Source organism: Luteimonas vadosa (genome assembly GCF_039543545.1).
Taxonomy (GTDB): Bacteria; Pseudomonadota; Gammaproteobacteria; order Xanthomonadales; family Xanthomonadaceae; genus Luteimonas; species Luteimonas vadosa.
The window spans coordinates 122,177-144,575 of record NZ_BAABJY010000002.1 but is presented as its reverse complement, the minus strand read 5'-3'; the positions used below and the strand labels follow the sequence as shown (position 1 = coordinate 144,575).

Annotated in this window: 18 protein-coding genes and 3 tRNA genes; 6 read left to right on the top strand and 15 right to left on the bottom strand. The window is 67.8% G+C overall.

Annotated features, from left to right (window positions below; all coding sequences use genetic code 11):
- The first annotated feature begins 122 nt into the window (after nucleotides 1–122).
- The 3 genes from ABD970_RS06480 to dxs all read left to right on the top strand — a co-directional run bounded on the left by ABD970_RS06480 (nucleotide 123) and on the right by dxs (nucleotide 4,120).
- On the top strand, nucleotides 123–809 hold the full coding sequence (locus ABD970_RS06480) for an HNH endonuclease (RefSeq protein ID WP_345294707.1): 687 nt from the start codon (nucleotides 123–125) through the stop codon (nucleotides 807–809).
- A 238-nt stretch (nucleotides 810–1,047) separates the two neighbouring features.
- On the top strand, nucleotides 1,048–2,127 hold the full coding sequence (locus ABD970_RS06475; RefSeq protein WP_345294706.1) for a hypothetical protein: 1,080 nt from the start codon (nucleotides 1,048–1,050) through the stop codon (nucleotides 2,125–2,127).
- Nucleotides 2,128–2,206: 79 nt separating this feature from the next.
- Nucleotides 2,207–4,120 (top strand): 1-deoxy-D-xylulose-5-phosphate synthase, encoded by a 1,914-nt coding sequence (dxs, locus tag ABD970_RS06470; protein WP_345294705.1) that lies wholly within the window; start codon nucleotides 2,207–2,209, stop codon nucleotides 4,118–4,120.
- A 395-nt stretch (nucleotides 4,121–4,515) separates the two neighbouring features.
- On the opposite strand, the gene ABD970_RS06465 is transcribed toward dxs, so the two are convergent.
- The 10 genes from ABD970_RS06465 to thrS form a co-directional block, all read right to left on the bottom strand.
- A complete protein-coding gene (locus ABD970_RS06465; RefSeq protein WP_345294704.1) occupies nucleotides 4,516–5,586 on the bottom strand; it encodes a TraB/GumN family protein in 1,071 nt (356 codons plus the stop codon).
- A 187-nt stretch (nucleotides 5,587–5,773) separates the two neighbouring features.
- A tRNA-Pro gene (locus ABD970_RS06460) sits at nucleotides 5,774–5,850 on the bottom strand.
- 215 nt (nucleotides 5,851–6,065) lie between these two features.
- The gene (locus tag ABD970_RS06455) at nucleotides 6,066–6,422 is read right to left on the bottom strand and encodes a MerR family transcriptional regulator (protein ID WP_345294703.1); all 357 of its coding nucleotides are present in this window, start codon (nucleotides 6,420–6,422) and stop codon (nucleotides 6,066–6,068) included.
- Nucleotides 6,415–6,726, bottom strand: coding sequence for an integration host factor subunit alpha (locus ABD970_RS06450; RefSeq protein ID WP_345294702.1), 312 nt, complete (start codon nucleotides 6,724–6,726; stop codon nucleotides 6,415–6,417). Before ABD970_RS06450 ends, ABD970_RS06455 begins: the two co-directional genes overlap by 8 nt.
- Nucleotides 6,727–6,745: 19 nt before the next feature.
- Complete coding sequence (gene pheT / locus ABD970_RS06445; protein WP_345294701.1) at nucleotides 6,746–9,154, bottom strand: phenylalanine--tRNA ligase subunit beta; 2,409 nt, start codon at nucleotides 9,152–9,154, stop codon at nucleotides 6,746–6,748.
- A gap of 10 nt (nucleotides 9,155–9,164) precedes the next feature.
- Nucleotides 9,165–10,175: a phenylalanine--tRNA ligase subunit alpha gene (pheS, locus tag ABD970_RS06440; protein WP_345294700.1), complete on the bottom strand. Its 1,011-nt coding sequence runs from the start codon at nucleotides 10,173–10,175 to the stop codon at nucleotides 9,165–9,167.
- A 235-nt stretch (nucleotides 10,176–10,410) separates the two neighbouring features.
- Nucleotides 10,411–10,770: a 50S ribosomal protein L20 gene (gene rplT / locus ABD970_RS06435; RefSeq protein ID WP_345294699.1), complete on the bottom strand. Its 360-nt coding sequence runs from the start codon at nucleotides 10,768–10,770 to the stop codon at nucleotides 10,411–10,413.
- Nucleotides 10,771–10,781: 11 nt separating this feature from the next.
- Nucleotides 10,782–10,979, bottom strand: a complete 198-nt coding sequence (rpmI, locus tag ABD970_RS06430) for a 50S ribosomal protein L35 (RefSeq protein WP_166295503.1) — start codon at nucleotides 10,977–10,979, stop codon at nucleotides 10,782–10,784.
- Between the two features lie 489 nt (nucleotides 10,980–11,468).
- Entirely contained in the window at nucleotides 11,469–12,002 is a 534-nt protein-coding gene (infC, locus tag ABD970_RS06425; RefSeq protein WP_345295661.1) for a translation initiation factor IF-3, read from the bottom strand.
- A gap of 84 nt (nucleotides 12,003–12,086) precedes the next feature.
- Nucleotides 12,087–13,994 (bottom strand): threonine--tRNA ligase, encoded by a 1,908-nt coding sequence (gene thrS / locus ABD970_RS06420; protein WP_345294698.1) that lies wholly within the window; start codon nucleotides 13,992–13,994, stop codon nucleotides 12,087–12,089.
- A 290-nt stretch (nucleotides 13,995–14,284) separates the two neighbouring features.
- Here thrS and ABD970_RS06415 point away from each other — a divergent pair, with 290 nt between their 5' ends.
- Both ABD970_RS06415 and ABD970_RS06410 read left to right on the top strand, forming a co-directional pair.
- Complete coding sequence (locus tag ABD970_RS06415; protein WP_345294697.1) at nucleotides 14,285–15,217, top strand: aminotransferase class IV; 933 nt, start codon at nucleotides 14,285–14,287, stop codon at nucleotides 15,215–15,217.
- Nucleotides 15,214–15,957: a sulfotransferase-like domain-containing protein gene (locus tag ABD970_RS06410; RefSeq protein ID WP_345294696.1), complete on the top strand. Its 744-nt coding sequence runs from the start codon at nucleotides 15,214–15,216 to the stop codon at nucleotides 15,955–15,957. Before ABD970_RS06415 ends, ABD970_RS06410 begins: the two co-directional genes overlap by 4 nt.
- Nucleotides 15,958–16,120: 163 nt before the next feature.
- Here ABD970_RS06410 and ABD970_RS06405 read toward each other — a convergent pair.
- The 3 genes from ABD970_RS06405 to uvrB all read right to left on the bottom strand — a co-directional run bounded on the left by ABD970_RS06405 (nucleotide 16,121) and on the right by uvrB (nucleotide 18,929).
- Nucleotides 16,121–16,195: transfer RNA gene (locus ABD970_RS06405), tRNA-Val, on the bottom strand.
- A 104-nt stretch (nucleotides 16,196–16,299) separates the two neighbouring features.
- Entirely contained in the window at nucleotides 16,300–16,794 is a 495-nt protein-coding gene (lysM, locus tag ABD970_RS06400; RefSeq protein WP_345294695.1) for a peptidoglycan-binding protein LysM, read from the bottom strand.
- Between the two features lie 92 nt (nucleotides 16,795–16,886).
- Nucleotides 16,887–18,929, bottom strand: coding sequence for an excinuclease ABC subunit UvrB (gene uvrB / locus ABD970_RS06395; protein ID WP_345294694.1), 2,043 nt, complete (start codon nucleotides 18,927–18,929; stop codon nucleotides 16,887–16,889).
- 329 nt (nucleotides 18,930–19,258) lie between these two features.
- Between uvrB and ABD970_RS06390 the strand changes: the two genes are divergently transcribed.
- Entirely contained in the window at nucleotides 19,259–19,804 is a 546-nt protein-coding gene (locus tag ABD970_RS06390; protein WP_345294693.1) for a GspH/FimT family protein, read from the top strand.
- A gap of 105 nt (nucleotides 19,805–19,909) precedes the next feature.
- On the opposite strand, the gene ABD970_RS06385 is transcribed toward ABD970_RS06390, so the two are convergent.
- Together ABD970_RS06385 and ABD970_RS06380 are read right to left on the bottom strand one after the other, a co-directional pair.
- Nucleotides 19,910–19,986, bottom strand: a tRNA-Asn gene (locus ABD970_RS06385).
- Between the two features lie 46 nt (nucleotides 19,987–20,032).
- On the bottom strand, nucleotides 20,033–22,384 hold the full coding sequence (locus ABD970_RS06380; RefSeq protein WP_345294692.1) for a prepilin-type N-terminal cleavage/methylation domain-containing protein: 2,352 nt from the start codon (nucleotides 22,382–22,384) through the stop codon (nucleotides 20,033–20,035).
- Nucleotides 22,385–22,399 lie beyond the last annotated feature (15 nt).

Here is a 22,399-nt window from a genome sequence, read left to right as displayed (position 1 = left end):
ACGCCCTGCAAGCGCAAGCGCCCTCGATGCAAGGCAGCAGCGACGCATCCGCGCAGGCACCTGACTGGGTGGAAGGCGCGCCTATCCATCGCGGCGGCAAAAGCGTATAAGCTGGATTCCCGATGGAGACCGACAGAGCGAAGCTTCGCCTGATCCGGGACGGGGGCAGCGGCCATGCCGCGCAGGCTTCCCCGATCGATGACGCGTCCGCCTTCGCATCCTCGGACGCCCTGCCCGCCCGCCTGGATGCCGTGCGCCTGCTCTCGCTTGACGCCCACGGCCGCGTGCTGGACTGGATCAGCTGGCAGGACGCGACTTGCCTGTATGCCCGCGACGCAGTGGCCTGGACACTGGGCGACCCCTGCCTCACCGTGCATGGGGGCACTTCCCGCATCACCGGGCTGCGCAGCACCATGGACCTGCACCCGATCATCGCCTCGCGCGGCCATGCCCGGCCCCATGCCCTTGATCCGACTCCGGCGCTGACCAACCACGCCCTGTTCGCGCGCGACCAGCACCTGTGCCTGTACTGCGGACGCGACTGCACCCGCCAGCAGCTCACCCGTGACCATGTGAAACCGCTGTCGCAGGGCGGGCGGGACACCTGGGAGAACGTCGTCTCGGCCTGCTTCCACTGCAATTCGCGCAAGGGCGGCCGCACGCCCCACCAGGCCTCGATGCCGCTGCTCGCCGTGCCCTTCCGCCCCAGCTGGGTGGAGCACCTGATCCTGTCGAACCGGAACATCCTGGCCGACCAGATGAACTTCCTGAAGAACCACCTGCCCCGGCGGAAACGGCGCATCAACTGAACCCGGGACCTGCTTGCAGGCGCGCCGCCCTCGTCACCAGGCCACGCGCACCCGGCCAGCGGCGCGATGGCGCATCGCACAACGGACGGGCCTCGGTTGGCCGGCATGCGCGCCATGCGACGGGAAGCGTCAGGGTCTGACCGGCGCCACCCAAAGCTGTCGCCCTGCGCGCGTTGACGCGCGCGCGGGAGTCCGCAACACTCGATGCGCTGCCATCTCGCCTTCACAGGAATTGACCATGAGCCTCACCCTCGGCCTGACCGGGATGGATCCGGACACCGAAGTGGCCCTGAAGATCGCCTTCGCAGAGGCCAACGAACGGCTGGACGAGCGTTGGGAGCTGGTGCCCGAGAACGAGGCCGACCATGTCATCGTCGACATGGACAGCATGTACGGACCGATGAGCTGGTTGCGGCTGCACGCCGCGGGCAAGACCGTGGTCGGCCTGACCTCGGTGGAGCGTACGCAGACCGAATTCCGGCTGAGCCGCCCCTTCGACGGCCAGAAGGTGCACGCCCTGCTGGTGGAACTCGAGCAACCTTCAAGCGCGGCGGGCCACTCCGTCGACGCGCCATCGCCCGAGGCCACCGTTCGCACCGAACCCACCGACGCCGGCGGCGCCGCCGAGCCGGAACCCGCCGATGCGTCGGCGGGCGACGCATTCGAGGACGATCACGCCGTCCCGGAGCCGGTGGAGGCTCCGGTGGTCCCCGAACCGGCCGCGCCGGAACCCGAAATCCCCGCACGCGACCCGGTCTTCGCCGACTGGCTAAGACCCGGCGCCCTGGCCGGTCGCGTTCGGTATCGACGCGGCGATGGGCCGGCCCTGTTCATTGACCCCGCCTCCCAGGCCTGGCATGGGCCAAGCGCCCTGAAGTCCGTCGCTCCCTCGATCTCCGGCACGGTGGAAGAATCCGACTTCGAAACGCTTGACGATGCGCGCTGGACCGCGGAAGCGGCCGCCGCCGGCGACCCCCAACCCCTGCCCCGGCTGGCCTGGCTGGCCGGCCTGGTCGCCGGCCAAGGCAGCCTGTTGCCAGAACACGAGGCCGACGGGCGCTATGCGCTGGCGAAATGGCCGCAAACCGAACGCGAATACCCCAAGCACTTCCGCATCGCCACCGCGATGATGAAGGGGCCGGCGACGGTTGCCGAAATCGCGGACGCCAGCAGCGTCCCGGCTGCCGACGTCGCCGATTTCATCAACGCCAACCTGGTGACCGGTTACGCGCAGTTCGTCCCCGAGACGCCCCCGGAGCCGGAAGAGGCCCCGAAGAAGCCCGGCGGCGGCCTGCTGGGACGGCTGCGCAACCGCTGAGCGACGCCTGGGCCGCCGCCGGGCGGCGTCGGCCCGGTACCGACGCCCCGGATGCGGCGACGGACTTACAATGTCCACCATGATCGACTCCGCCCGCTATCCCCACCTGGCGCGCATCGACACGCCCGCCCAGCTGCGCGACTTCGACGAAGCGCATTTGCCCGCCATCGCCGATGAGCTGCGTGCCTACCTGATCGAATCGGTCGGCCGCAGCGGCGGCCATTTCGGGGCCGGGCTGGGCGTGATCGAGCTGACCGTCGCCCTGCACTACCTGTACGACACCCCCGACGACCGGATCGTCTGGGACGTCGGCCACCAGACCTACCCGCACAAGATCCTGACCGGCCGTCGCGACCGCATCCACACGGTCAAGCAGAAGGACGGCGTCGCGCCCTTTCCCAAGCGCGAGGAGAGCGAATTCGACACCTTCGGCGTCGGCCACTCGTCCACGTCCATTTCCGCCGCGCTGGGCATGGCCATCGCCAATGCCCGTGCCGGCAACGACCGTCGCGTGGTCGCGGTGATCGGCGACGGTGCCATGACCGCGGGCATGGCCTACGAGGCGCTCAACCACGCAGGGGGGATGGACCCGGAGCCCGATGTGCTGGTGGTGCTCAACGACAACCGCATGTCGATCTCCGAGAACGTCGGCGGCATGACGCGGATGCTCGGCAAGCTCACCGGCAGCCGCACGCTCAACGCGCTGCGCGAGGGCGGCAAGAAGCTCCTGGGCGACAAGAACAACCCGACGGCGAAATTCGTGCGCCGTTGGGAAGAGCACTGGAAGGGCATGTTCGTGCCGTCCACCCTGTTCGAGGAAATGGGCTTCCACTACACCGGGCCGATCGACGGGCACGACGTCAAGGCCCTGGTCGCGGCGCTGAAGACCTTGAAGACACTGAAGGGCCCGCAGCTGCTGCACATCATCACCACGAAGGGCAAGGGCTACGAGCGCGCCGAAGGCGACCAGATCGGCTACCACGCGGTGTCGCCCTTCGACCCGACCCAGGGCGTGACCAGCAAGCCCGGCGCGAAGAAACCGACCTATACCGACGTTTTCGGCGACTGGCTGTGCGACATGGCGGCGGCCGACGACACGCTGATGGCCATCACGCCGGCGATGCGTGAGGGGTCGGGCCTGGTGCGATTCAGCAAGGAATACCCGGAGCGCTACTTCGACGTCGCCATCGCCGAGCAGCACGCGGTGACGCTGGCGGCGGGCATGGCCTGCGAAGGCGCCAAGCCGGTTGTCGCGATCTACTCGACCTTCCTGCAACGCGGCTACGACCAGCTGGTGCACGATGTCGCGATCCAGGACCTCGACGTGCTGTTCGCCATCGATCGTGGCGGCGTGGTCGGTCCCGACGGCGCCACCCATGCCGGCAACCTGGACTTCTCGTACCTGCGCTGCGTGCCCAACATGGTGGTCATGGCGCCGGCCGACGAGAACGAGTGCCGGCAGATGCTCAGCACCGGGTTCCGCCACGCCGGCCCGGCCGCGGTGCGGTATCCGCGCGGCAGCGGCCCCGGCGTCGCCATCCGCCCCGACCTGGACGCCTTGCCCATCGGCAAGGCCGAGGTCCGCCAGCACGGCTCGCGTGTCGCCCTGCTCGCCTTCGGCGCGCTGGTGCCGGCCGCCGAAGCCGTGGGACGCGAGCTCGGCGTGACCGTGGTCAACATGCGCTTCGTCAAGCCGCTGGACCACGCGCTGCTGCTGGAACTGGCACGATCGCACGAGGGTTTCGTCACCCTCGAGGACAACGTGCGCATGGGCGGTGCCGGTTCCGCCGTGAGCGAGCTGCTGCAAGCCGAAGGCGTCGTGCTGCCGATCCTTCAACTGGGCCTGCCAGACGCCTTCCAGCACCATGCCAGCCGCGAAGATCTGCTGGCCGAAGCCGGTCTGGATGCGGAAGGAATCCGCAAGGCCGTGCTGCAGCGCTGGCCCGATCTCGCTGGTACGGTGCCGCACGCGCAGCAGTCCGCGACTGGCTGAAGGACGCCGGCTTCGGTCGTTGCCATTTTGTACGCCTACTCCCGGCTAGGCACTCCCGGGTATGCAACCCAGTGGCCGAGCTTCGGGGGGAAAGCCCAAGCGACCCCGAGCGTGCCGCCGAAACCCATTGCCATTCCCGGGTCGCTTCGTGGCGTGGCTCCGTCGGGCGGGGGATTCCAGTGAGTGGGTCGTCGCCATGGCCGACCGGGCGAGTAGCAGGATCACCGGATGCATGGACCTCCCGCGCGTCGAGACGGTCCCCGTCCCAGGTCATCAATCATGCGACGTAAAGGATGTCGGCCCGCCTCGAACGCGCACGCAGGAGCCGGAGGCCGGCCGAGGCCTCATGGAAACTCGGCGCCCACGCTGGTGTTGAACGCGAAACGCAGGATCGCCTATTCCGGCGCCTGCACCTGGTATCCCCGCGCCTGCAGGCGGGAGAGATAGCCGTCATCCGACAGCAGTTCGCGCATCGGCAATACCGCGAAGGTGACCTGGTTCGACCGCAAACCCGACTCCGCGGCTTCGAGCCAGGCGCGCCGCATCTCGGCCTTGAACCCGGCGCCCCCGCGCTCGCGCAGGGCGGCGCTTTCCATCGCGGCTTCAATGCAGGAGGCCGCGTGGTCGTCGTAGGGCAATGCGCGCAAGGCGTCCAGGTCGCCCGTGGCCCAGGCGTTTGCGCGCGAGACCATATTGTCCAGGTCCGTTTCCAGCCGGCGCATGGTCTTGTCCAGGCATGCGCGATCGTCCATGCCGGCGTCCCGGAACTGCGCAAGCGCGGCCTTGGGATCGGCGAGCCGGATCGTGTAGCGGGGCTTGGTCACGCGCACCTTGCGTCCCCTGGTGGCGCGATCGACCACCGGACTGATGACGCCGCCGGTCGCCAGGCCGGCCCGGTCCAGCGCGGCCTCGTACAAGGTCATCGCCGCGAACATTGGACGGCGCTTCTCCACCCCTCGGTCGCGGCCCAGGTAGCGCTGCTTCAACGCCTGCCAGCGCGCGTAGTCGTTGGCCGGCAACACGTCCACGAGTCGCTGGCCCCCGGGATTGTTGCGCGCAGCCATCGCCTTGGGCAGCAACGCCAAGGTCCCGAAGAAACCGGCATTGGCGCCTACCGATAGCGAGGGTGGCCAGATCACTTCCTCGGCGCGCGCCAGGAAACGTTCGACCTCGGCCGAATGCCATTCCATCCTTTTCGGCAGCGGATTCACCGACCCCAGGATCCAGAGTTCGTGGCCGGTTGCATTGCGCAGCTTCCAGACGCCGGGGCCTGGTTGCGCGCCGCTCACGACGACGGTTTCCAGGGTCCTGACGGATGGATCCGCTGGCACTTCCACCACCCGGGTCGCGTCCGGTCCACCGTCCGCGGCCCACGACGACTGGAGCCGGGCCTGTAGCGGAAACGCCACGCACGCCATGCCCAACAGCACGGCTGCGCTGGCACTGAAGCTACCTGATGACGGCATTACCTTCTCCGTATCCCCGGATGTCCGGACACCCGACTTGGTGCGCGCGACGCGACGGAGGCCGCGACCGGAATGGGACAAACACGCGGCTTGCAAGTTCCCGCCGCGGCCTGGATCCCGGGCAAGAAAATGCCCGGCTAGGCCGGGCATTCCAGGTGTACGCGTCGCGCGACGAAGCGTACATGTTTGGTCGGGGTAGCCGGATTTGAACCGACGACCACTTGTCCCCCAGACAAGTGCGCTACCAGGCTGCGCTATACCCCGATTGGGGGATGGATTATAGCCTAGCCCTCGGCGCTCAAGCGCATCGCGCCCTGCCAGCGACGGAGTCGGCCTTCGGTCCCCCGCGTGCAAGGCGTCGCCCGCGAGTCGCGCCCCTGGCCGAACCCGCCTCGGCTGCGGGTCACGCCGCCGGGGCACTGATGCTCAGAGCGGGGGCGACCAGCTGACTGGGCGCCTGGCGGCGCCACGGCTTCAAGTCACCTGCGCAACAGCTGCAGGACTTCCTCGAGCTCCATGCGGACCTGCCGGATGATCTGGCTGCTCAGGGCGGACTCCTGCCTGGCGCCGTCGCCTTCCAGCCGAAGCCGGGCGCCCCCGATGGTGTAGCCCTGCTCGTAGAGCAGGCCCCGGATCTGGCGAACCATGAGCACGTCGTGGCGCTGGTAGTAGCGCCGGTTGCCGCGGCGCTTGACCGGACTCAGGCTCGGGAATTCGGTTTCCCAATAGCGAAGCACGTGCGGTTTGACGTCGCACAACTCGCTGACCTCGCCGATGGTGAAATAACGCTTGGCCGGGATCGGGGGCAGTTCGCGGTTGCTGCCGGGGTCAAGCATGTCGCGATCCCCCGTCCCCACCGTAGGCTTCGACCCGTTCCTTGAGCTTCTGTCCGGGGCGGAAGGTGACGACGGTACGCGCCGAGATCGGAATCTCCTCGCCGGTCTTGGGGTTGCGGCCAGGCCGCTGGTTCTTGCGTCGAAGGTCGAAGTTGCCGAAACCCGACAGCTTGACCTGCCGACCCTCGTGCAGCGCTTCGCGCAAGGTGGCGAAGAAGGCGTCGACGAATTCCTTCGCCTCCCGCTTGTTCAGCCCGACCTCTTCGTAGAGGCGCTCGGCCATCTCTGCCTTGGTCAATGCCATGTCGTCCCCCTGAGCAACATCAGCCGCGCATCACCGCGCCATGGTCCCCTTGCAACGCTGCGATGACCCGGGCCACCACCTCGTCCACTTCGCGGTCGGTCAGAGTGCGGGAATCTTCCTGCAGAATCAAGCCCATGGCCAAACTCTTGCAACCGCTTTCGACCCCCTTGCCGACGTAGCGGTCGAACAGCTCCAGGCCACGCAGCACGGGGCCTGCCGCTGCTCGCACGGTGCCTGACACCGCTGCCCACGCCACGTCCTCGGGAACGACGAACGCGAGGTCCCGGCGGACGGACGGGAACTTCGACAACGGTCTTGCGCCCGGAATCCTGCGGCGCTGCAGCACCGCCAGGTCGGCCTCGAAGGCAAGCACCCGATGGTCGAGGTCGAGCGCGCGCAGGAGCCGTGGATGCAGCTCGCCGATCCAGCCGACGTGGACGTCCTCGCCATCATTGCTGGCGTAAACGTCGGCGGAGCGGCCGGGATGGCCCCACGCCGCCGAGGAGGGTCGATACCGGAGGGACGCGCCCGACAATCCGGCCAGGCTCTCGAGGTCGCCCTTGAGGTCATGGAAGTCGACGGGGCGCGATGCGGCATCCCAATGCGCGGCCCGGGCGTCGCCGATGGCAGCGGCCGCGATGCGCCGCGTCTCGACCGGCGCCAGGCCGGCGTCCCCGCTGGCGCGCGCGAACACCTTCCCCAGTTCGAACAGGCGTACGCGCGCCTGCTGGCGCGCCGCGTTGCGCGCCAGCGCGTCGACCAGCCCGGGCAGGAGGTGCGTGCGCATCGCGCCGAGTTCCGCGCTGAGCGGATTGGCGAGCGGGACGCTGGACTCGGACGCCTGCCATGTCTCGAGCAGGTTCGCGTCCACGAATGCGTAGTTCACCGCTTCGATGAAGTCCCGGGCCACCATCTGGCGGCGCAGGTCCGCCTCGGCGAGCTCACTCTCCGGCGCCACCACCAACCGGGTCGCGCCGCCGGGGAGGGTCGCCGGAATGGCGTCGTAGCCATGGATGCGGGCGACTTCCTCGATCAGGTCTTCCTCGATGGCCAGGTCGAAGCGGCGCGCGGGCGGCGTCACCTGCCATCCCTGTCCATCCGCTTCCACGGCCAGTCCGAGGGCACGCAGGATGCGCTCGACCTCCGTGTCCTCGATCCGGAGTCCCAGCACCCGTTGCAGGCGGTCGCGGCGCAAGCCGATGCGCACGGGTTTCGGCAGGTGTTCCGGCAGCACGGCCTCCACGACGGGCTCGGGCGCGCCGCCCGCGATCTCGACGATCAGCCGCGTGGCGATCTCGATGGCGGTGCGCGGCAACTCGGGGTCGACGCCGCGTTCGAAGCGATGCGAGGCGTCGGTGTGCAGCCCCAGCTTGCGGCCCCGGCCGATGATCGCCGACGGGGCGAAATGCGCAGCTTCGAGGAACACGTTGCGGGTGTCCGTGGTGACCCGGGTGTCGAGACCGCCCATCACGCCGGCCAGGGCGATCGGGCGACCGCCGCTGGTGCCGTTCCCGTCGGTGATGACCAGGAAGCCGTCGTCGAGCCGCGCGTCGCGTCCGTCGAGCAGGGTCAGCGTCTCGCCGTCGCGGGCCCGGCGCACGCCGACCGGACCCTGCAGCAGGTCGCGATCGAACGCATGCATGGGCTGGCCGGTTTCCAGCATCACGTACTGGGTGACATCCACCAGCAACGACAGCGGGCGGATGCCGCTGCGGCGCAGGCGTTCGGCCATCCACACCGGGGTCCTGGCCCCGGGATCGAGGTTGGCGATCACGCGCCCCACGTAGCGAGGCGCGTCGGCGCCAGCGTCCAGCTCGACCGCCACGCTCCCCTCCCCGAGGGCCGGCATCGGCGTGGCCACGGATTCCACCGCCATGCCTCCGCAGGCGGCGGCGACATCGAACGCGATGCCGCGCAGGCTGAAGCAGTCGGCACGATTGGGGGTCAGCTTCAGTTCGATGCTGGCGTCCGGCAGGCCGAGGTAATCGGACAGCGGCGTGCCCGCGGGCGCATCGGCGGGCAATTCGAGCAGGCCGGAGGCGTCCTCGTCCAGCCCGAGTTCCTTGGCCGAACAGAGCATGCCGTTCGACGCCACGCCACGCAGCTCGGCGGCCTTGATCCGCATCGCCCCGACGGTGGCGCCGACCAGCGCCAGCGGCGCGCACAGGCCTGCTCGTACGTTCGGCGCGCCGCACACGACCTGCAGAGGCGCCCCGGTCCCCGCGTCCACCTGGCACACCTGCAGCCGATCGGCCTGCGGATGCGGGGCGCATTCGACGATCCGCCCCACCACGATGCCGTCCAGCGATTCGCCCAGCGGTGCGACATCCTCGACCTCCAGGCCGATGGCGGTGAGCGTCTCCACGAGCCGCTCGCGAGTGTCGTCGATGCGAACGTGCTGCCGAAGCCAGTTTTCGGAGAATTTCATCGCGGCGTTCTCATGCGAACAGGCGCAGGAAGCGCACGTCGTTCTCGAAGAAGCTGCGCAGGTCGTCGACGCCGTAGCGCAGCATCGCCAGCCGCTCCACGCCCATGCCGAACGCGAAACCCGTGTAGCGCTCCGGATCGATCCCGACGTTGCGCAGCACGGCTGGGTGCACCATGCCGCAGCCGAGCACTTCCAGCCAGCGCGACGAACCATCGGCCTGCTGCCAGGCGATGTCGACCTCGGCCGATGGCTCGGTGAATGGGAAGTAGCTGGGCCGGAATCGCATCTCGAAATCGCGCTCGAAGAAGGCACGGACGAAGGCGGCGAGCGTGCCCTTGAGGTCGGCGAAGCTGGCGTGCTCGTCGACGAGCAGCCCCTCGCACTGGTGGAACATCGGCGTATGCGTCTGGTCGGAATCGGAGCGGTAGACCTTGCCCAGCGCGATCATCCGCAGAGGGGGCGCCCCGCCCGCTGCCAGGAGGTCCTGCATGTAGCGCACCTGCACCCCGGAGGTGTGCGTGCGCAGCAGCCGGCCGTCGTCGAAATAGAAGGTGTCGTGCATCGCCCGCGCCGGGTGGTGGGGCGGGAAGTTCAGGGCCTCGAAGTTGTGCCAGTCGTCCTCGATCTCGGGACCGTCCGCGGACTCGTATCCGAGCTGGCCGAAGATCTGCGCGATCCGCTCCATGGTCCGGCTGATCGGGTGCAATCCGCCCAGCCCCGAATCGCGCCCGGGCAAGGTCACATCGATGGACTCGGTCGCGAGCCGGGCGTCGAGCGCCGCATCCTCCAGCGCCGCCTTGCGCTCCGACAATGCCGCGCCGATGCTGTCCCGCACGCGATTGATCGCCTCGCCGGCCGCCTTGCGCTGGTCCCCCGGCAACGCGCCCAGGGTCTTGAGTTGCGCGGTGATGCTGCCCTGCTTGCCCAGCAGGGAGACGCGCAGGGCCTCCAGGACCTCCGGCGTTCGAGCCTCCGCGATGTCGGCTAGCGCCTGCGCCGATAACGATTCGATGTCGCTCATTTGACGGTCATTCCCAAACGAATCGCCATCCTCGCACAGCCTTGGCCCCTCTCAGGTGCGGCTGCAACGGATGGCGGCTGGATCGTTCGCCGGCCGTCCAACTCGGTGGCCGTGTCGATCAGGCAATCCCCGAAAACGAACATGGGGAAGGACTTGCGCCCTTCCCCATGCGTGTACCTCGTTGGCGAACCCCACCAGCCTGCGCCGCGGCGCAGGCCGCCCGGGGTCGACGAACTTACGCTGCGAGCGCGCCCTTGGCCTTCTCCGCCAACGCGGCAAAGCCCTTGGCGTCGTGCACGGCGATGTCCGCCAGCACCTTGCGATCCAGGGTGATGCCGGCCTTCAGGAGGCCATTGATGAAGCGGCTGTAGCTCATGCCATTGATGCGGGCCGCCGCGTTGATGCGGGTGATCCACAGCGAGCGGAAGTTGCGCTTCTTCTGCTTGCGGCCGATGTAGGCGTACTGCAGCGCCTTGGTGACCGCCTGCTTGGCGACGCGGAACACCTTGCGGCGGGCGTGGTAGTAACCCTTCGCCTGCTTGAGGACCTTCTTGTGGCGCCGGCGCGCCTGTACACCACGTTTGACTCGTGCCATTTCTTATCTCCTCACAAGTAGGGAAGCATGCGGTCCAGGCGGCCCGCGTCCTCGGCACGAACATGGTTCGTCTGCCGGAGGTTGCGCTTCCGCTTGGTCGCCTTCTTGGTGAGGATGTGGCTGCGATTGGCGTGGCCGCATTTGTACTTGCCGGAAGCCGTCTTCCGGAAGCGCTTGGCCGCGCCCCGATGTGTCTTGATCTTAGGCATTGGAGTGTCCTTGCGAAATCGATACTGGCCTGGGCGGTGGCTGTCGCCACGCTTTCCGTCCTGCCCTTGCCGGTTGTAAGTCGTTGATCCTGGGCGGATCGACGAGGGGTCCTGGTGCCCTACGGGCTGTCCCGGCGCACCGGGCCGGCCATTATGGCGGCTGTGCGGCCGGCTTGCAATGTTTCCTTGCGAATCAGCGGGTTCCGTCCCGGCAGGCGCGGTTTGGCGGGCGGCCTGCCTCGCCTGGACGGCGCTCGATCCTCCCGGGTGCGATTTCCCGGCCATGGCCCCGTCACGACATGACGATGCGCGACCGGTGGAGGACGAGCCGCCCGCCGCGGCGCCGCTCCCCTCCGCACTTCGCGAGGAGGCGCGGGAGCGCGTTCATCGGGGTGCGACGCGGATTACCCGCGCCAGCAGCGCTCCTCCACCCCATTCCCATCCCGCGCTGCGCAGGAGAAAGGGTCCGCATGCGCGTGCTGTACGGGATCAGGTCTTCTTCTTGGGGGCGATCATCATCACCATCTGGCGGCCTTCCAGCCGAGGGCGGGACTCGACGACGATGTCCTCGCCAAGATCGGCCTCGATCCGTGCGGCCATCTCGCGGCCCAGCTCCTGGTGGCTCATCTCGCGGCCGCGGAAGCGGATGTTCACCTTGATCTTGTCGCCGTCTTCCAGGAAGGCGCGCATCTTGCGCATCTTGATTTCGTAGTCGCCGACATCGGTGACCGGCCGGAACTTCACTTCCTTGATCTCGACCTGCTTCTGCTTCTTCTTGGCCGCGTTGGCCTTCTTCTGGGCCTCGAACTTGAACTTTCCGAAGTCCATGATCCGGCAGACCGGCGGATCGGCGTGCGGCTGGATCTCGACCAGGTCGAGGCCGGCGTCCTGGGCCTTCTGCAGGGCCTCCTCGCGCGTCAGTACGCCGATCATTTCTCCGTCGTCGCCGATGACGCGGACATTCGGGACGCGAATGTCCTGGTTCCTGCGATGCTGCTTATCAAGGTTGCTGATTGTGTCGATCTCCAAAGTGACTCGTGCCGGACGCGCGAAGCTTCCGGGGCTGCGGGTGCGCGCCCTCGCCGGGCGCGCCCCTGTTTCAATGCATCATGCCGCTGCGTGCCCGCTGCGCAAGCGCGCGGCGAAGTCCGTGACCGTCATCGTCCCCAGATCTTCCCCCGACCGCGTGCGCACGGCAATCGTCCCGTTTTCCTTCTCGCGGTCCCCGGCCACGAGCAGGTACGGCACGCGCTGCAACGTGTGCTCGCGGATCTTATAGCCGATCTTCTCGTTGCGCAAATCCGCGGCGACCCGGAAGCCTTGATTTGCAAGGGTTTTCCGGACCTCGCCCACCCAGTCAGCCTGGGCGTCGGTGATGTTCATCACCACCGCCTGGACCGGCGCCAGCCATGCCGGCAGGCTCCCGGCGTGGTGCTCGATCAGGATGCCGATGAAGCGCTCCATGGAGCCGACGATGGCCCTGTGGAGCATCACCGGATGGCGCTTCTGGCTGGCTTCGTCGACGTACTCGGCCCCGAGCCGCTCCGGCATCATGAAGTCGACCTGCATGGTGCCCAGCTGCCAGGTCCGGCCGATGGCGTCGCGGAGGTGGTACTCGATCTTGGGCCCGTAGAACGCGCCCTCGCCCGGCAGCTCCTCCCATTCCACCCCGGCCGACCGCAAGGCCGCTCTAAGCGCCTCCTCGGCCTTGTCCCAGGTGGCATCCTCCCCCAGCCGCGACTCCGGGCGCAGGGCGATCTTGAGCTGGACGTCCTCGAAGCCGAAGTCGCCGTAGACCTGCATGGCCTGCCGGTGGAAGGCGGTGACCTCCCCCTCGACCTGGTCTTCCGTGCAGAACACGTGGCCGTCGTCCTGGGTGAAGCCGCGCACCCGCAGGATGCCGTGCAGCGCGCCTGAGGGCTCGTCGCGGTGGCAGGCGCCGAACTCGCCGTAGCGGATCGGCAGGTCCCGGTAGCTGTGCAGGCCCTGGTTGAACACCTGGACGTGCCCCGGGCAGTTCATCGGCTTGAGCGCGTAGGTCCGCTTCTCGGACTCGGTGAAGAACATGTTGTCCTTGTAGTTGTCCCAGTGCCCGGACTTCTTCCACAAGGCGACGTCCAGGATCTGCGGGCAGCGGACCTCCGCGTAGCCGCTGTCGCGATAGACCCGGCGCATGTGCTGCTCGACGACCTGCCAGATCGCCCAACCCTTGGGATGCCAGAAGATCAGGCCGGGCGCCTCCTCCTGGAGGTGGAACAGGTCCTGCTGCCGCGCAATGCGCCGGTGGTCGCGCTTTTCGGCCTCCTCGATGCGCTGGATGTAGGCCGAGAGCTGCTTCTTGTCGGCCCAGGCCGTGCCATAGATGCGCTGCAACTGCTCGTTCTTCGCGTCGCCGCGCCAGTAGGCCCCCGAGATGCGCGTCAGCTTGAAGGCCTTCAGGAAGCGCGTGTTGGGCACGTGCGGACCCCGGCACATGTCGACGTACTCCTCATGGTGGTACAGGCCCATGTGGGTGACGTCGTCGTCCATGTCGGCGATCAGGCGCAGCTTGTAGTCCTCGCCACGCGCCGTGAAGGTGTCGATCACCTCTTGGCGGGGCGTCATCTTCTTGACGACGTCGTACTCGGTCTCGATCAGTTCGCCCATCCGCTTCTCGATCGCGGCCAGGTCCTCGGGCGTGAAGGGGCGTTCGTGCCAAATGTCGTAATAGAAGCCTTCCTCGATCACCGGGCCGATCACCATCTTGGCGTCCGGGTACAGCTGCTTCACCGCGTGCCCGACCAGGTGCGCCGCCGAATGCCGGATGATCTCGACGCCTTCCGCATCCTTCGGCGTGATGATCTGCAGCGCCGCGTCATGGTCGATGGTGTCGCAGGCATCGACCAGGCGGCCGTCGACCTTGCCGGCCACGGTGGCCTTGGCCAGGCCCGGGCCGATGTCGCGGGCCACGTCCATGACGGACACGGGATGGTCGAAGCTGCGGCGGCTGCCGTCGGGGAGCGTGATGTTGATCATGGGTGCGGCTCTTGGGTCTGCGCAGGAGAAGGTCGGACGGTGCGGCGGGGCCTGGCCCGGCCGTGGGGCAACAAAAAAGCGCCACGAGGGCGCCTGCGGGATGCGGATGCCTCGGGACGGCTCAAGCTTGGGCGGTGGTAGTGTCCATGTCGCACGCTCGGCCGGCGTTGCCGCGGGCCGCCTAGTGGATGTGTCGCTGCGGCAAACTTAGTGGCTGGGACGGGCCAAGTCAACGCAATCCCCAGGCCCGGCGGGCTTGGTTACCATCGGCTGGACACCGGGAGTAGCGCATGGCCCACGGCACGCACGATTTCGTCGACGACCCCCGCAACGCGCACGTCCGCATCTACGTCAACGGGGAGTTCAAGCCGCGCGACCAGGCCATGGTCTCGGTGTTCGACGGCGGCTTCGTGCTCGGCGACGGCGTTTGGGAGGGCCTGCGCGTGCACCAGGGCCAGCCCCTGTTCCTCGACGCCCACCTGGATCGCCTCTACGAGGGCGCCAAGGCGATCGCGCTGGACGTGGGACTCGACCGCGGCGCGCTGGCCGGCGCGATCCACGACACGCTGGCCGCAAACGCCATGGAGGATGGCGTCCACGTCCGGCTGATGGTCACCCGAGGCACGAAGCTCACCCCGTACCAGGACCCGCGATTGACCGTCGGCAAGGCGACCGTGGTCATCATCCCGGAGTACAAGACGCCGCAACCGGCCATCATCGAGCGCGGGATTCGCCTCGCCACGGTCCATGTCCGCCGTGGCTACCCGGACGTGCAGGACCCCAAGCTCAACAGCCACAGCAAGCTCAACTGCATCACCGCCTGCATCCAGGCGTATACCGCGGGAGCCGACGAGGCCTTGATGCTGGATCCACATGGCTTCGTCGCGACCTGCAATTCGACCCACTTCTTCATCGTGCGCCGGGACGAGGTCTGGACCTCGACTGGCGACTACTGCCTTGGCGGCATCACCCGCGACAACGTGCTGCGCCTGTGCCGCCAGCACGACATCCCCGCCCGGGAGAAGAACTTCAGCCTGACCGAGGCCTACGGCGCCAGCGAGGCCTTCGTCACCGGCACTTTCGCCGGCGTGGTGCCGGTGCGCGAGATCGACGGGCGGGCGATCAGCGACGGACGCGGACCGATGGTCGAGCGCCTGCAACGCCTGTATCGGGAGCTGGCGGACCGCGACGCGGCGTTCCGCGCCGGCGTCCGGCTGGCATGAGGGCGACCGCGCAACCGTTGCGCATCGCGATGTGGAGCGGTCCGCGCAACATCTCCACCGCGATGATGCGGGCCTGGGCAAACCGTCCCGACTGCGCGGTCAGCGACGAGCCCCTGTATGCCCATTACCTGTCCGCGACGGGCGCCGACCATCCCGGGCGCGACGAGGTCATCGCGGCCGGCGACTGCGACTGGCGGCGGGTGGTCGATGCGCTGGCCAACGGGCCCGCGCCCGGCGAGCGGCCGATCTGGTACCAGAAACACATGACCCACCACCTGCTGCCGGGCATGGACCTCAGCTGGATCGGCAGGTTGCACAACGTGCTGTTGATCCGCGACCCGGCCCAGGTCGTCGCCTCCTACCTGCGCACCCGCGACACCGTCAGCCCCGAGGACATCGGTAGTCCCCAGCAGGCGCTGCTGTTCGAGCGGCTCTCCGCGGACGGCATCCCACCGCCGGTGATCGACTCCGGCGAATTCCTGCGCGACCCGGAATCGCACCTGCGGGCCCTGTGCGAGGAGCTGGGCATCGATTTCCTCGCGGACATGCTGTCCTGGCCGCCAGGGCCCCGCGAAAGCGACGGCGTCTGGGCGCCCTACTGGTACGACGCCGTGCTGTCCTCGACCGGATTCGGACCGCCCGCTCGCCGATCGGTCGGGCTGACAGGGGATGCGGCAGCCGTCGCGGAGGCGTGCCGACCGGACTACGAGAAGCTGTTCGCTGCCCGGATGCTCGTCTGAGGACGGCGTCTCGGCCGGAATGTCGCAGGGAATGTCGCAGGAAGCCTGTCGGGCCGGGCGGCGAATGGGGGAGACGTTGCCGCATGCCGCCGGCTGCGCGCCCCGGAAACGCAAACGGCGCGGACGGGACGCCGCGCCGTTGCCGAAATCCACCCCCAGGGAGTGGTGGGCGGTACAGGGTTCGAACCTGTGACCCCTACCATGTCAAGGTAGTGCTCTACCGCTGAGCTAACCGCCCGCTGGCCGGCGGAAAACCACCGGCAAGGGGCGCGGAGTTTAGCCCGTCGGCCCCCAACCCGGCAAGCCGGGCGCGCCCCCCTCGGCGGCCAGGATCGGATCGGCTCAGTTCGGGATGCGCAGCACCTGTCCGGGGTAGATCTCGTCCGGGTCCTTGAGCATGGGCCGGTTCGCCTCGAAGATCTGCGGGTACTTGCCGGCGTCCCCGTACATCTCCTTGGCGATCTTGGACAAGGTGTCGCCGGACTTCACCGTATACGTCCTGGAGGACCACCCGGTCTGGCTGCCTGCCGAGCCATGCTCGACCGTCGTGCCGGCGCCCGGGGCCGAGCCTTTGGCACCGATCCACAGCCGGTCGTCCACGCGCGCCACGCCTTCCACGTTTCCGACGACGAGGACCGCCTTCTCGCGCGTCTCCTGGTCTGGGACGACGCCCGTCATCACGACGGTGCCATCCCCCTCGAACTTGAACTGGATGCCGGATGGATCGATGCCATGCTCGCGAAGATGCGTGCTAAGCGGCTTGGTCACGTCCTGCTTGTCGTCGTCCTTGCCGAAGATCTTCTTGCCGGCGTTCCTGACGAAATCGAAAAGACCCATGCGACTGCTCCTTGGTGGGGGCGCCCACTGTCCCACCAAGGGGGTGAAGCCAATGTTTCCGCGCTGGGCCACCGGGACCGCGGAGCCACGATTCAAGTGCGCAGCGCGACATCCTTGAGGCGCCGGATCTGGTCGCGCACGCGCGCGGCGTCCTCGAACTCCAGGTCGCGCGCGTGCTCGTACATCCGCTGCTCCAACGCCTTGACCTTGGCGGCCATCTGGGCGGGATCGAGCGCGGCGTAATCCTCGGACGCCTCCGCCACCCGCCGCGTGCCCCCCTTCTTCACCAGCGCGGGCTCGCTGCGCGCCCCCTCCATCACGTCCATCACCGCACGCTCGATGCTCCTCGGGGTGATGCCGTGCTCGAGGTTGTACTCGACCTGCTTCTGCCGGCGGCGGTCGGTTTCGTCGATGGCTGCCTGCATCGAAGCGGTGATGCGATCCGCGTACAGGATCGCCTTGCCGCGCAGGTTGCGCGCGGCGCGGCCGATGGTCTGGATCAGCGAGCCGGCCGACCGCAGGAATCCCTCCTTGTCGGCGTCGAGGATCGCAACCAGCGACACCTCGGGCATGTCCAGGCCCTCGCGCAGCAGGTTGATCCCGACCAGGACGTCGAACTTGCCAAGGCGCAGGTCGCGGATGATCTCGACGCGTTCGACCGTGTCCACGTCGGAATGCAGGTAACGGACGCGCACGTCGTGCTCGGCGAGGTACTCGGTGAGGTTCTCTGCCATGCGCTTGGTCAGCGTGGTGATGAGCACGCGGTCGCCCATCGCCACGCGCGCGCTGATCTCGCCGAGGACGTCGTCGACCTGCGTGGCGACGGGGCGGATCTCCACTTCCGGGTCGACCAGCCCGGTCGGCCGCACGACCAGCTCCACCACCTGCCCTTCGGATTTCTGGCGCTCGTAGTCGCGCGGGGTGGCCGAGACGAAGATCGTGCGCGGCGAACGCAGCTCCCACTCCTCGAAGCGCAGCGGCCGGTTGTCCAGCGCCGACGGCAGCCGGAAACCGAATTCCACCAGCGTCTCCTTGCGCGAGCGGTCGCCCTTGTACATCGCGCCGATCTGCGGCACGGTCACGTGCGACTCGTCGACCACCAGCAGCGCGTCGGGCGGCAGGTAGTCGAACAGGCATGGCGGGGCCTCGCCGGGCATGCGCCCGGTCAGGTGTCGCGAGTAGTTCTCGATGCCGTTGCAGTAGCCGACCTCGGCCATCATCTCCAGGTCGAACTGCGTGCGCTGTGCCAGCCGCTGCGCCTCGACCAGCTTGTTCTCCGCGTAGAAGTGCTCCAGCCGGGGCGGCAACTCCGCCTTGATCGCCTCGATCGCGTCGAGCACGGTGCGCCGGGTGGTGACGTAATGCGACTTGGGATAGATGGTGTAACGAGGAAGGGTGCGCATCGTCTCGCCGGTGAGCGGGTCGAACAACGTCAGCTTCTCGATCTCGCCATCGAACAGTTCGATGCGCAGCGCCTCGGCGTCGGACTCGGCCGGATGCACGTCGATCACCTCGCCCCGTACGCGGTAGGTGGCACGGCGCAACTCGGTGTCGTTGCGCGTGTACTGCATCTCGGTCAGGCGGCGTATCAGCTCGCGCTGGTCGATGCGCTCGCCGCGCACCATGTGCAGGACCATCTTGAAGTATTCGTTGGGGTCGCCGAGGCCGTAGATCGCTGACACCGTGCACACGATGATCGCGTCGCGGCGCTCGAGCAACGCCTTGGTCGCCGACAGCCGCATCTGCTCGATGTGCTCGTTGATCGAGCTGTCCTTGTCGATGAACGTATCCGAGGAGGGGATGTAGGCCTCGGGCTGGTAGTAGTCGTAGTAGCTGACGAAGTACTCCACCGCGTTGTGCGGAAAGAACGACTTGAATTCGCCATACAGCTGCGCCGCGAGCGTCTTGTTGGGCGCCATCACCAGGGTCGGCTTCTGCACCGCCTGGATCACGTTGGCGATGGTGTAGGTCTTGCCCGAGCCGGTGACGCCGAGCAGCGTCTGGTGGGCGAGCCCGGCCTCGAATCCGTCGATGAGCCGCTCGATTGCCTGCGGTTGGTCGCCGGCAGGAGAGTACGGCGAGACGAGGCGGAACCGATCCGGGGCTGGCGCGGCATCTTGCTTGGCGTCGTTCATGGGATACCCGTGGGAAGCATCGGCCAGTCTATCGTCACCCGTCTGCCCATGTGGGCCGCGTCCGCCGGTTCACCGACGGGGGGCATCGCTCTGGCGCCGCCGGGGCGCCCGCTCCTAGGTGGCCGTGGCAGCAGCAGAAAACATTGGCGCTTGCCTTTTCCAGACGGCGGCACCGGCCCGTGCCGCGGGCCTGCGGGAGTGTCATCCCGTCCAATCCACGGCTGACATTCACCCGGGGGATTTCCCTACCCCAGCGACATCATGGGCCCGATCCTCACCGGGCCCAATGCGATGCAACCTGTCCCAGACCCCCCGCCGCAGGAGCCCCCATGTCGAGGCGCATTGCCGGATTCACGTTGATCGAGGCCTTGGCCGCGCTGTGCGTGGTAGCGGTGTTGCTGGTCGTGGCGGTATCGGCCTGGACCGGGGCATCGGCGGCGGCCCACGGCAGCGCCGCGAGGGGGCAGCTTGCCGCCACCCTGCTCGAGGCGGTCCGATACTCCGCGCTTGCAACGGTGGAGGTCGTCGCCTGCCCCGATCAGTCGAAGCTGACCTGCAGCGGCGACCTGGACTGGAGCGGCGGCTGGATGGCGTTTGCCGACGCGAACGGGAATCGCAATCGCGATGCCGGCGAAATACTCCTCCACAAGGCTCCTGCGCTGGACGACAACGTGCGCCTGCAGTCCACCTCCGGCCGGACCCGCCTCGTCTTCCAGCCCAATGGCGGCAACGCCGGGTCCAACGTGACGTTTACCCTGTGCGACCGCCGCGGACCGGCGCACGCCACTACGCTGGTCCTGGCGAACGACGGCCGCCTGCGTGCGGGCCGCCCCAGCCAGGCCGCCGCCGATCGCTGCGTGCTGGCTTTGCCCTGACGCCGACCAGCGTGCGAACCGGGCCTGGCCGCCACGACGCCCGAGGCCGGCCCAGGAACGCAAAAACCAGCCCGAAGGCTGGCTTTTGCCGGTACTGGCCGCATCTGGCGCCCGAAGTTGGACTCGAACCAACGACCCCCTGATTAACAGTCAAGTGCTCTAACCAGCTGAGCTATTCGGGCGGGCCGCATATTCTGCGGCCCGCCCGGAGTGCCGTCAACCGCGCAGTCAGGGCAACGTCCAGGGCTTCGTCCAGACGATGTTGTTGATCTGGTTCCCGCCGCCGTTGGTGGTGCAACTGGCGATCGTCGCGTAGGTGGGACTGCCGGCCTGTTCAGTCAGGGTCGCCACGAGCAGGTCGTTAGCGCCGACGGACCCGAAGGTGATCGTGGTGGTTTCGGAGGTCTTGCCGTCGTTGGCGGCCGCGCCGATCGTTCCGAAGGCGGAACCGTTGCGGGTCACCGAAGTCACCGCGTAGTTGCGGAACGTCGGCACCGGGATGGTGTCCGTCGCGGTGCGTGGGCTCCCGTTGAACAAACAGGTGGTGGTCCGGGAGAGCGTCGTGGTTGTCTCGATCCAGTAGTTCTCCAGCCTGATCGAGCCGCCCAGCGGGAGTATCGAGTTCGTGACGCAGCGATGGTCGCTGTTCGCGGGCTTCAGGCACTCGCCGACGTCCAGGTTAAGGCTGTAGAAGACGCGTGGTGCGAGACCGCCGCCGCTGACGCGGACGTCGAAGCTATCCTTGGTGGTGACGATGCCGCCGACCAGGAAGGGCTGGACGTCGGAGGCGATGTCGCTGTCGTCGGTCGGATCGACGCCGCCGACCTGCAGGTCGATCAACTCCTGGTTACGGTCGACGCTGGCGATAATCGCGATGCCCGAGTTCGACTTGCGCGCGCTGCCGGTATTGTCCGAGGTTCCGATCTTTCGGCCGATGGTGCGGCTTCCGGAAGGTTGCGCGGGGTTCGTGGCGAGCAGGTTCCGGCTATTCACCGTCAATACGGTCGTGTCGCTTGCCAGCCACTGCGCGATCTCCGTCAGGTTGACGGTGGTGAACGGCAGGTAGGGCAGGATGCACTCCTCGATTGGCGTTGCCGTGGGCGTCTGGGGGCAACGGCCCCGTTGCCCGGTGTCGGCCAGCACGTCCTGCAGCCTCTGCCGTGCCTTCGCCTCCAGGTAGTCGACGTAGAGCCCACGGCCATGGAGGTAGCGGTAGTCCGTGGCACTGACGCTGGCGATGAGCACGGTGGAGGGATTGTTCAAGCCACGGCTCGGCGTATTGAACATCGTATCTGCCGAAATCGGGGGCCCGCTCGCAAACGTGCCGTTGTATTGCTTCAGGTAGTCCCTCACGAAACCGGTATAGGCCGTGGTGGCGGTTGCCGTCGGCAAGCCCGTGCGTGCCTGACCCAAATTCACCGTCTCCGTCTCCAGCAATCCGAACTGGCGCTGGTACGTGTCCGCCGCCGTCCGCCAGAAGCCGTCCACGCGGATCACGCGGCAGGCGTTGAGGTAGGTCTGGTTGTTGGTCGGATTCACGGTCACCAGCGCGTTGCTGTTGTCGCGGCGGTACTTGCTTACGCCATTGGTGGTCCGCTCGGGATCGAACTTGACGAGGTTCGATGCCACGTCATGGTGGTCGCGACAGCACTCCTGGCAGAGCGCGCTCTGGTCGACGCCGGGGGTCGGGCCGGCCGGGTTGGCGAGGGTCGCCCCGGGCGCGGTCGCGGCCGGATCCGGCTTGTAAACCTCGTAGGCGTCGCCGGTCCAGATCGCGGGCCATTGCGGCGCACGGAAGATCAGCGGCAGGTTCGTCCCGCCTGCCCCGTATTGGCAGGAACACTTGACGAGGGAATTCTCGATCCGGCGCTGCACGCGCACGATATTGCTGCCTTCGTTCGTGTACGTCAGGACATTGAAGTTGGTCGAGACCACTTTCTGGTTGTTGCGCTGGCCGACCAACTCCGGCTTCGGGTTGGTCGCGGCCGTGGCATCGTTGCCACCCATCGCGATCGGGATCACGCCCGCGGTCGCGGGGGTCAGCTGACGGACGATCGGCGATTGCCCGCCCTGCCCGCTGTCGTCGGGCGGCACGATGATCTCGTCCTCCAGCGCGAGGGCGCTGATGTCGGACGTCATCGCCAGTCGCCGGTTGGTCGCGCCGTTGGCATCCGTCCAGGTCGCGGCCAGCGTCACCCGGGCGAATTGCGCGGGATCAGTGGCATTCCCGGGACTGGCGAACGCGCCGCCCGCCGGGCTGGTGAACCGTGTGATCGTCCGCGTGACGGACATCCCGGCGAGCCCGTTCTGCGTGCAGAACGCCGTCGGCACGAAATCCCCGCCGGCGTTGGTCGCGCAGGTATCGGTGACGGTACCCGGCGCGGGGTACCCGGTCGTCCTGATCTGGTCGAGGTGCCCCTGCAGGAGGCTTGCCACCTGGGTGCGCACCTTGGCGTCGGCGGAAGCCTTGGTCAGGCTTCCCTGCAACGCCGCCAGCGCCAGCAGGCCCGTGGACAGGATGACGACGGCGACCAGGACCTCGATCAGGCTGAATCCCCGATGCGCGCGTGAAGAGTTCATGTGGTTTCGCATGGT